We start from the raw sequence: 9,258 nt of genomic DNA, 5'->3' as shown, positions 1-9,258 counted from the left end.
GCGGGTGGCGGCGGTGCGGGCGGGCCGCCGGGGACACGGGCGGCCGACGGGGAGGAACGCTTCGGCCGGGCGGGCCCGGCCGGAGCCTCAGCCCTGCTGGAACAGCTCGGCGGGCAGCGGCTTCAGCAGCGTGTACAGATCGTCGGTGATCGGCCGGTCCCAGCTGGCGATGGTGACGAGCACCCCGTCGCTGCGGTCGAACTGGACGCAGGAGATCCGGCTCTCGGAGAGCTTGATCCGGCGGACGATCAGCAGGTTGTCGCCCTGCATCACGGGGATGTCCTCCGTGCCGGTGACCTCGACCGGCTCGTCGTTCTCCAGTGCGAGGAGCAGCTGGGCGACCTCGAAGGGCACCTGGCCCTCCTCGGTCTCGCGGGCGGGCGAGCCCTCCGGAAGGTTGCCGATGATCATCGCGGGGCCGCGGCCGCCGAAGAGGTCGTAACGCAGGAAGACGCCCTGACAGCTTCCGTCGGGCGCGGGCAGCAGACCGGCGCCGAGGTTTCCGGGCCAGTCGCCCGGGTCCATGGCCAGGACGTCGAAGTCGGGGCCCGCGGGTGTGGCTGCGCTACGGCGGCGGAGGAAGGACATGCAGCCATGTTACGTGTCCGGGCTCACCCCGCGGCGCCGGGTGCCACCGCCCCGGGCTCGGGTCAGGTCGTACTCGCCCTCATGGGCGTTCACCGCGAAGGCGCGCCGTTCGGCCGGGTGAAGACGAGCGACGGGCTGCCGGGACGGCCCGCGTCGCGCATCGCGACGAACCCCTCGACGAAAGCGATCTGGACGCCACCCGCGCCCCGGGTGCCCGACCTCCACCGCGCGTCGCTCGGATCGGGCTCCGGCTTGTCCCGGCCCGCGAAGGGCTGCCGGTCCGTGGTGGTGCGCTCCGCTGTCCCGGCTCCTCCAGCTCGTCGTCCCGGGCCGGGGCGCAAGCCACCCCGGCCGGTCGCGGACAGGGTGCGAAAGGGGAGCTTCGGGGGCCCGGGACGGCCTGCCGTCAGCGGGTGGGAGGCTCGGCTCCGACCAGCCACATGGAGAAGAACTGCGCCCCGCCGCCGTACGCGTGGCCGAGTGCCTTGCGGGCCCCCGGCACCTGGTGCTCGCCCGCCCGTCCGCGTACCTGGAGGGCGGCCTCGGCGAAGCGGATCATGCCGGAGGCTCCGATGGGATTGGTGGAGAGCACTCCGCCGGAGGGGTTCACCGGCAGGTCTCCGTCGATCTCGGTGGCTCCGGACTCGGTGAGCTTCCAGCCCTCCCCCTCGGCGGCGAAGCCGAGGTTCTCCAGCCACATCGGCTCGTACCAGGAGAAGGGCACGTACATCTCCACGGCGTCGATCTCCCGCCGCGGGTCGGTGATGCCCGCCTGGCGGTAGACGTCGGCGGCGCAGTCCCGGCCCGCGCGCGGGGAGACGAAGTCCTTGCCCGCGAAGAGCGTCGGTTCGCTGCGCATCGCGCCGCCGTGCACCCAGGCCGGCGGGTGCGGCGACCGGGCCGCTCCGGCGCGGTCGGTGAGGATCATGGCGCAGGCCCCGTCGGAGGACGGGCAGGTCTCCGAGTAGCGGATCGGGTCCCAGAGCATCGGGGCCGACCGGACCTTCTCCAGGGTGATGTCCGGGTCGTGGATGTGGGCGTACGGGTTCCTCAGCGCGTTGCGGCGGTCCTTGTACGCGACGAGGGAGCCGACCGTGTCGGGGGCGCCGCTGCGGCGCATGTACGCCCGCACGTGCGGGGCGAAGAAGCCGCCCGCCCCGGCCAGCAGCGGCTGCTGGAACGGGATGGGCAGGGAGAGCCCCCACATCGCGTTGGACTCGGACTGCTTCTCGAAGGCGAGGGTGAGGACGGTGCGGTGCACGCGCGCGGAGACCAGGTTGGCGGCGACGAGCGCGGTGGAGCCGCCAACGGAGCCCGCGGTGTGCACCCGGAGCATCGGCTTGCCGACCGCGCCGAGGGCGTCGGCGAGGTACAGCTCCGGCATCATCAGGCCCTCGAAGAAGTCGGGCGCCTTGCCGATCACGACGGCGTCGATGTCCGCCCAGGTCAGCGCGGCGTCCTCCAGGGCACGGACGGCGGCCTCACGGACGAGGCCGGCGATCGAGACGTCCCGGCGCGCGGACACGTGCTTGGTCTGGCCGACGCCGACGACGGCCACGGGCTCCTCAGGCATGGGTGTTCTCCCCTTCGAGGACGGCGACCAGGTTCTGCTGGAGGCAGGGCCCGGAGGTGGCGTGGGCGAGCGCCCGGTCGGACTCGCCGCGGTGGATGCGGGCGGCGGCCTCGCCGAGGCGGATCAGTCCGGCGGCCATGACGGGGTTGGCGGCCAGCGCGCCGCCGGAAGGGTTGACCCGCACCTTTCCGTCGAGCCCGAGCGCCTTGCGCAGCACCACCTCCTGGGAGGTGAACGGGGCGTGCAGCTCGGCGGTGTCCACGGGGCGCTCGAAGGCTCCGGCCCGGGTGGCGGCGAGCCGGGTGGACGGTGAGTCGGTGAGTTCTCGGACTCCGAGGCCGTGGGCCTCGATGCGGTGGTCGATGCCGCGGATCCAGGCGGGCCGGGGGCACAGGGCCCGCGCGGTGTCCCCGACGGCGAGGATCACGGCGGCGGCGCCGTCGCCGATCGGCGGGCAGTCGCCGGTGCGCAGCGGCCGTACCACGTACTCCCCGGCCGGGGCCGGAGCCCTGAGCTGGGCGTGCGGGTTGTCGGCGGCGGCCGCGCGGCTGCGGTGGCCGATCTCCGCGAGGGCGGCCTCGTCGGTGTCGCCCGCGTCGATCAGCGCCTGCGCCTGGAGGGCGGCGAGCGCGACGGAGTCCGGCCAGAGGGGGCCGGTGTAGTAGGGGTCGAGCTGCCGGGTGAGGACGTCGCGCACCTGGCCGGGCGAGGACTTTCCGTAGGAGTAGACGAGCGCGGTGTCCGCCTGGCCCGTCCGGATCTTCACCCAGGCCTCGTACAGGGCCCAGGCACCGTCCATCTCCACATGGGACTCGGAGATCGGCGGGCAGGCACCGACGCCGTCGAGTGCCATGGTGAAGGAGAAGGCGCGGCCCGCGAGGTAGTCGCTGGAGCCGGAGCAGGTGAATCCGATGTCGCTGGTCCGCAGGCCGGTGGCGTCGAGGACCCGGTGGAGCACGGGCATCAGCATCTCGACTTCGGAGAGTTCGTCGGTGCGGCGCAGATGGTCGGTCTGCGCGAAGGCGACGATCGCCACGTCTCGCATCTAGAGCAGCTCCTTGTACGCGTCGTAGTCGGCGTCGGGCTCGCCGGTCGGCCGGTAGTGGTCGGGGTGACGGCCGTCCTCGGTCCAGACGGGCTCGACGCGCAGGCCCATGCGCACCTGGTCGTAGGGGATGCCGCCGATCCGTGCGTGCAGGGCGAGGTCCGCGCCGTCCAGGGCGACGTGCGCGTAGACGTACGGCACTTCTATGTCCAGGTTCTTCGCCTTGATGTTGACGATGCAGAACGTGGTGACGGTGCCGCGCGGGCCGACCTCCACCCGTTCCGTGGTGGCGACGCCGCAGGTGGGGCAGGCGCCGCGGGGCGGCACGTAGACCTTGCGGCAGGAGGGGCAGCGTTCGCCGACGATGCGGCGGTGGGCGAGTTCGCCGAGGTAGGCGCTCTGGGCACGGCCGGGGGTGTACCGGTAGTCGAGCCTGGCGGGGGCGACGATGCCGGTGACGGGGTCGGCGAAGCGGCCGTCGTGCGGCACGGCCCGCCCGGTGTCCTCGCCGTCGTACGGTTCGAAGCAGGCGATGTCGGTGATCGCCCCGGTCCGTTCGGCGGCCCAGCGGACGCGGACCCGCATCCCGGTGCGTACGGCGTCGGGGCCGGGGGCGTCGAGGGCGTGCAGCAGGGCGGTGTCGGCGCCGTCGAGCCGGACCAGGACCCAGGCGAAGGGGGCGGCGAGGGGCTGGCCTCGGCGCGGGGCCGGGTTCCAGGCCCAGGTGGTGACGGTGCCGGTGGCGGCGACCTCGGTCAGCTCACGGATCTCCTCGGCGGTTACGGGGTCGTACTCGACGGGCGGGACGAGGACCTTGCCCCCGGAGGTGCGGACACCGAGGACGGTGCGTTCGCGCAGTCCGGTGAGGAAGGCGCTCTGGACGGGGCCGAGGGATCGGGTGAAGGGGAATTCGACCACCAGCGGTGCGCTGAGGGCTTCGGGCACGGTTGCCTCCTAGGCTCAGGCGCGCCGGTAGACGGGCGGGCGCTGTTCGGCGAAGGCGCGGGCGCCTTCCTTGGCGTCGTCGGTGGCGAAAACCGGCCACCCTCGCTTCAGTTCGGCGGCCAGACCCTCGGTCTCGGTCAGGTCGGCGCTCTCGTACACGGACGCCTTGACGGCCTCGACGGCGAGCGGCCCGCAGGCGTTGATCCGTTCGGCGGTCTCCAGTGCCTGTTCCAGCGCGGTGCCGTCGGGGACGACCCGGCCGATCAGTCCGATGCCGGCGGCCTCCCGCGCACTGTACGGGCGTCCGGTGAGGAGCATTTCCAGTGCGTGCGTGCGGGCGATCTGGCGCGGCAGGCGCACCGTGGAGCCGCCGATGGGGAAGAGGCCGCGTCTCACCTCGAAGAGCCCGAAGGTGGCGCCCTCCCCCGCGATCCGGATGTCGGTGCCCTGGAGGATCTCGGTGCCGCCGGCGACGCAGTGGCCCTCCACGGCGGCGATGACCGGTTTGCGGGGGCGGTGGTGGCGTAGCATCGCCTTCCAGTGAAGATCGGGATCGGCGGTCATCCGGTCCCGGTACTGTTCGCCCGCCATGCCCTTGCCGGCCAGGGCCTTGAGGTCCATCCCGGCGCAGAAGCAGCCGCCCGCGCCGGTCAGCACGACCGAGCGGACGGTGTCGTCGGCGTCCGCCTCCAGCCAGCCGTCGTACAGCCCTACCAGCATCGCCAGTGACAGGGCGTTCTTCGCCTCGGGCCTGTTCAGGGTGAGCACCAGCGTGGCGCCCTCGCGCCGTACGTCGAGGTGTTCCGTACCAGCCATGGTCGGCCTCCCGTCTAAGACCTGGAACAGGTTGCAGTAGGCAGGGGTCCAGTTCAATAGTTTTCTGACAACCAGTCAGATTTACTTGGCGGCGCCTCTTCACAGTTGCGTCCACCGGCGCTCTAATGACCGCCGAGCCAGTCAGCTTCCGGGGTCAGGAGGAATTGGTGGAGTACAACCTTGCCGACCTGTTCGAGTCGGTCGTCGACGCGGTCCCGGAACGCGAGGCGCTCGTCTACCTCGACCATCCCGGTACGGGCGCGGAGCGCAGACTGACGTACGCGGAACTGGACGCGGCGGCCAACCGCCTCGCGCACCACCTGATCGAGGCCGGCATCGCGCCCGGCGAGCACCTGGGGCTGCACCTCTACAACGGGGTGGAGTACGTCCAGACCGTGCTGGCCTGCCTGAAGGCCCGGATCGTGCCGGTCAACGTGAACTACCGCTACGTGGAGGAGGAGCTGGTCTACCTCTACCGTGACGCGGACCTGACCGCGCTGGTCTTCGACGCCGAGTTCGACGAGCGGGTGGCGGCCGCCGCGCCGAAGGCCCCGGTCTTACGGCACCTGGTGCGGGTGGGGACCCCCGGGGCGGGGGCGCGGGGGCCGGAGGCGGTCGCGTTCACCGACGCCGAGGCGTCCGGGAGCCCGGAGCGCGGCTTCCCGCCGCGCTCGGCCGACGACCAGTTCATCATCTACACCGGCGGCACCACCGGCATGCCCAAGGGCGTGATGTGGCGCCAGGAGGACCTCTTCTTCTCCGGACTGGGCGGGGGCGCGCCGACCGGCGAGCCGGTGAAGTCCCCGCAGGAACTGGCCGAGCGGGTCGCCGCGGGCGGCGAGGGGATCACCTTCTTCCCCACTCCCCCGCTGATGCACGGGACCTCGACGCTCACCGCCTTCATCGGCTTCAACTTCGGGCAGCGGGTCGTGGTGCACCGCAAGTTCGTGCCGGAGGAGGTGCTCCGCACGATCGAGAAGGAGAAGGTGACCAGTGTGTCGCTGGTCGGCGACGCGATGCTGCGGCCGCTGATCGACGCGCTGCGGGGCCCGCTGGCGGGAACCGACTGCTCGTCGCTGTTCTCCGTGTCCAGCTCCGGCGCGATCATGTCGGACTCGGTGCGCGCGGAGTTCCAGGAGCTCGTGCCGACGGTGATGCTGCTGAACAACTTCGGCTCCTCGGAATCCGGCTTCAACGGCACCGCGACGGCCGACTCGGGCCCGGAGAAGGGCTTCCGGCTCCAGGTCAACTCCCGTACGGCGGTGGTCGATCCGGCCACCTACGAACCGGTGGCCCCGGGAGAGCCCGGGCGGCTCGCCCAGCGGGGGCACGTACCGCTCGGCTACTACAACGACCCCCGCAAGACGGCGGAGACCTTCTTCAGCCGGGGCGAGGAACGCTGGGTGCTGCTCGGGGACATGGCGACGGTCGACGAGAACGGGATCGTCACGGTCCTGGGGCGGGGTTCGCAGTGCATCAACACGGGGGGCGAGAAGGTGTACCCGGAGGAGGTCGAGCAGGCGATCAAGGCCCATCCGGACGTGTACGACGTACTGGTGGCCGCGGTGCCCGACCCGCGCTGGGGCAACCGGGTCGCGGCGGTGGTGCAGCTGCGCGAGGGGGCGGCCGAGCCGTCGCTGGACGATCTCCAGGCGCACTGCCGCACCCGTCTGGCGGGCTACAAGATCCCCCGTCGGCTGGTGATCGCCCGCATGATCCAGCGCTCACCGAGCGGCAAGGCCGACTACCGCTGGGCCCGCTCGGCCGTAGCACCCCGGCAGGAGCCCGGGGCGTGAGCCCGGTCCGGCTGGGTCCAGGGGCCTGAGACCGCCCCCGCGGGCTCCCGGGAGCCTGGGACCGGGCCTGCGGGCTTCCAGGGGGCCGAGACCTGACCTGCGGGCTCCGGGGGCCTGGGACCGGCCCCGCGGGGCTCCGGGGGCGTGAATCCGGCGCGGCGGCCGTACGAGGCGGGGGGGGCGCCGCCGGGCCGGATCACCGGCGTAAGCCATTCGGGCACGCCCCGAACCCATCCGCTGACTCTGTGTGGCAACCCGTTCGGATCGCCCATAGCTTCGGCTCATGAGGAAACGAACCATCACGATCCTGGTCCCCGTCGCGGCCCTGTCCGCCGCGGCCGTGGGCATGGCCCAGCCCGCCGCCTCCTCCCCCGCCGTGCGGGTGGTGCATCCGGGCGAATCGATCCAGCGGACGGTGGACGCGGCCCGGCCGGGCGACACCGTCGTCGTCCTGCCGGGCACCTACCGGGAGAGCGTGCGGATCAGCACCTCCGGGCTCACTCTGCGCGGCTCCGGTAGCCGCACCGTCATCCGTCCGGCCGAACCGGCCACCCGGGCCGCGGCCGACGCCTGCGCGAAGGCGGGCAACGGCGTCTGCGTCCTGGGCCCGAAGGGCGGCACCGTGGACGGCGTCCGGATCGAGTCGCTGACCGTCTCCGGGTTCACGAAGAACGGCGTCTGGGCCTCCGGGACCGACGGCCTGGCCGTCCGCCGCGTGACGTCCGAGCACAACGGTGTCTGGGGCATCGCCCAGGAGCGCTCCACCCGCGGCCTGTTCACCCGGAACACCGCCCGCTCCAACGGCGATGCCGGCATCTTCGTCGCCAACACCGTCGACGAGGAGGGCGGGGCCACCGACACCCAAGGCACCGAGCTGAGCCACAACACCCTCACCGACAACCGGATCGGCTTCACCGCGCGCCGGGTGCGCAACCTGTCCGTCCACCACAACACCGCCACCGGCAACTGCACCGGCATGTTCGTCGTCGGCGACGAGGGCAGGCCGCAGGCCGGGGCCATGACCATCGAGTCCAACACCGTCACCGGCAACAACAAGTTCTGCGCCGCGACCGAGCGGCTGTCGGCCCTCCAGGGCTCCGGCATCGTGCTCACCGGCGCCGCGGACACCCGGGTGCGCTCGAACACGATCCGCGACAACTCCGGTACCTCCCCGATGTCCGGCGGTGTCGTCCTGTTCAAGAGCTTCGTGGGCACCAAGAACACCGGCAACACCATCAGCGACAACGTCGTCCTCGACAACAAGCCGGCCGACCTCACCAACGGGGACACCGGAAAGGACAACACCTTCACCGCCAACACCTGCGCCACATCCGCACCGGCCGGGATGTGCTGACCGGTGCGCCCCCGCACGAGGAGAAGCGAGACAGCATGACCACCGTGAGCCCCAACCCCGCCCCCAACCCCGTACACACCGCCCTTCCGCACCCCGTCGCTCCCCCGCAGCCGGCCATGCAGCTGCGGGAGCTGGTCTTCGGCGCGGCCAGAGCCGCCGCCGTGCGCGCCGCCGCCCGGCTTCGCGTCGCCGACGCGCTGGGCGAGACACCGGCCACGGCGCAGGAACTCGCGGGCCTGGTGAAGGCCGAGCCCGGTCCGCTGCGGCGGCTGCTGCGCGCCCTGGCCTGCTACGGGATCTTCGCGGAGACGCCGGACGGGCGGTTCGCCCACACCGAGATGTCCCGGCTGCTGCGCGAGGACGACCCCCACAGCCTGCGTGACATCTCGCTGTGGTGCACGGAGCCCTGGACCTGGGACGTGTGGCCGCGTCTGGACGACGCCGTGCGTACCGGCCGGAGCGTCTTCGAGGACGTGCACGGCAAGGGGTTCTTCGACCATCTGCACCAGGACGCCCACGAGTCCGCGCAGGTCTTCAACCGTGCGATGACCACCTCCAGCGTGCAGTCCGCGCTGGACGTCGCCGAACTCCTCGATCTCACCGGGGTTTCCTCGGTCGCCGACATCGGCGGCGGGCAGGGCCACGTCGTGGCGAGCCTGCTGGAGAAGCACCCGGATCTCCACGGCACCCTGATGGATCTGCCGGGCGTGGTGGCCAGGGCGGACGCGCGGCTGCGGGACCAGGGTCCGCTCGTGGACCGGACCCGGATCGTCGCCGGGGACTGCCGTGAGGCGATCCCGGTCCGGGCCGACCTGTACATCATCAAGAACATCCTGGAGTGGGACGACGACAGCACCCGCCGGACGCTGCGCAACATCGTCGCCGCGGCCCGTCCGGGCGCCCGGGTCGTGATCATCGAGAACCTGGTCGACGACACCCCCTCGATGCGTTTCACCACCGCGATGGACCTGCTGCTGCTCCTCAACGTCGGCGGTGCGAAGCACACCCGGGAGAGCCTGGTCACCCGGATCTCGGACGCCGGTCTGCTGATCGGTGACGTCGTCCCCGTCAACCCCTACCTCCACGCGTTCGAGTGCGTGGTCCCCGACTGACCCTCCACTCCGGGCACTCCGAAATGCCC

At 72.1% G+C, this 9,258-nt stretch carries 8 protein-coding genes and 1 pseudogene; 3 read left to right on the top strand and 6 right to left on the bottom strand.

Features of this window, described 5'->3' with window-relative positions; all coding sequences use genetic code 11:
- Nucleotides 1–87 precede the first annotated feature (87 nt).
- The 6 genes and pseudogenes from ACFCV8_RS27530 to ACFCV8_RS27505 form a co-directional block, all read right to left on the bottom strand.
- The gene (locus tag ACFCV8_RS27530; RefSeq protein WP_376688152.1) at nucleotides 88–588 is read right to left on the bottom strand and encodes a hypothetical protein; all 501 of its coding nucleotides are present in this window, start codon (nucleotides 586–588) and stop codon (nucleotides 88–90) included.
- A gap of 9 nt (nucleotides 589–597) precedes the next feature.
- Nucleotides 598–929, bottom strand: a pseudogene (locus tag ACFCV8_RS27525) (DUF397 domain-containing protein).
- A gap of 65 nt (nucleotides 930–994) precedes the next feature.
- Entirely contained in the window at nucleotides 995–2,161 is a 1,167-nt protein-coding gene (locus ACFCV8_RS27520; protein ID WP_376688151.1) for a thiolase domain-containing protein, read from the bottom strand.
- A complete protein-coding gene (locus ACFCV8_RS27515) occupies nucleotides 2,154–3,206 on the bottom strand; it encodes a thiolase domain-containing protein (protein WP_376688150.1) in 1,053 nt (350 codons plus the stop codon). Before ACFCV8_RS27515 ends, ACFCV8_RS27520 begins: the two co-directional genes overlap by 8 nt.
- Nucleotides 3,207–4,151: a Zn-ribbon domain-containing OB-fold protein gene (locus ACFCV8_RS27510; protein WP_376688149.1), complete on the bottom strand. Its 945-nt coding sequence runs from the start codon at nucleotides 4,149–4,151 to the stop codon at nucleotides 3,207–3,209. It lies immediately after the preceding gene.
- A gap of 15 nt (nucleotides 4,152–4,166) precedes the next feature.
- A complete protein-coding gene (locus tag ACFCV8_RS27505; protein WP_376688148.1) occupies nucleotides 4,167–4,967 on the bottom strand; it encodes a crotonase/enoyl-CoA hydratase family protein in 801 nt (266 codons plus the stop codon).
- 167 nt (nucleotides 4,968–5,134) lie between these two features.
- Between ACFCV8_RS27505 and ACFCV8_RS27500 the strand changes: the two genes are divergently transcribed.
- From ACFCV8_RS27500 to ACFCV8_RS27490, 3 genes are all read left to right on the top strand, one after another.
- Complete coding sequence (locus ACFCV8_RS27500) at nucleotides 5,135–6,763, top strand: acyl-CoA synthetase (protein WP_376688147.1); 1,629 nt, start codon at nucleotides 5,135–5,137, stop codon at nucleotides 6,761–6,763.
- A gap of 283 nt (nucleotides 6,764–7,046) precedes the next feature.
- Nucleotides 7,047–8,117 (top strand): nitrous oxide reductase family maturation protein NosD, encoded by a 1,071-nt coding sequence (locus ACFCV8_RS27495; RefSeq protein WP_376688146.1) that lies wholly within the window; start codon nucleotides 7,047–7,049, stop codon nucleotides 8,115–8,117.
- Nucleotides 8,118–8,152: 35 nt separating this feature from the next.
- Entirely contained in the window at nucleotides 8,153–9,229 is a 1,077-nt protein-coding gene (locus ACFCV8_RS27490; protein ID WP_376688145.1) for a methyltransferase, read from the top strand.
- The last annotated feature ends 29 nt before the right edge of the window (nucleotides 9,230–9,258 follow it).

Source organism: Streptomyces sp. NPDC056347, from assembly GCF_042262625.1.
Classification (GTDB): Bacteria; Actinomycetota; Actinomycetes; order Streptomycetales; family Streptomycetaceae; genus Streptomyces.
The sequence above is the reverse complement of the archived record's forward strand: the minus strand, read 5'-3'. Positions and strand labels throughout refer to the sequence as shown.

Bases quoted from the DNA above. Each gene is read 5' to 3' on its own strand.
- ACFCV8_RS27515 (WP_376688150.1), bottom strand. From the start codon at position 3,206: ATGCGAGACGTGGCGATCGTCGCCTTCGCGCAGACCGACCATCTGCGC.
- ACFCV8_RS27530 (WP_376688152.1), bottom strand. From the start codon at position 588: ATGTCCTTCCTCCGCCGCCGTAGCGCAGCCACACCCGCGGGCCCCGAC.
- ACFCV8_RS27490 (WP_376688145.1), top strand. From the start codon at position 8,153: ATGACCACCGTGAGCCCCAACCCCGCCCCCAACCCCGTACACACCGCC.
- ACFCV8_RS27495 (WP_376688146.1), top strand. From the start codon at position 7,047: ATGAGGAAACGAACCATCACGATCCTGGTCCCCGTCGCGGCCCTGTCC.
- ACFCV8_RS27520 (WP_376688151.1), bottom strand. From the start codon at position 2,161: ATGCCTGAGGAGCCCGTGGCCGTCGTCGGCGTCGGCCAGACCAAGCAC.
- ACFCV8_RS27505 (WP_376688148.1), bottom strand. From the start codon at position 4,967: ATGGCTGGTACGGAACACCTCGACGTACGGCGCGAGGGCGCCACGCTG.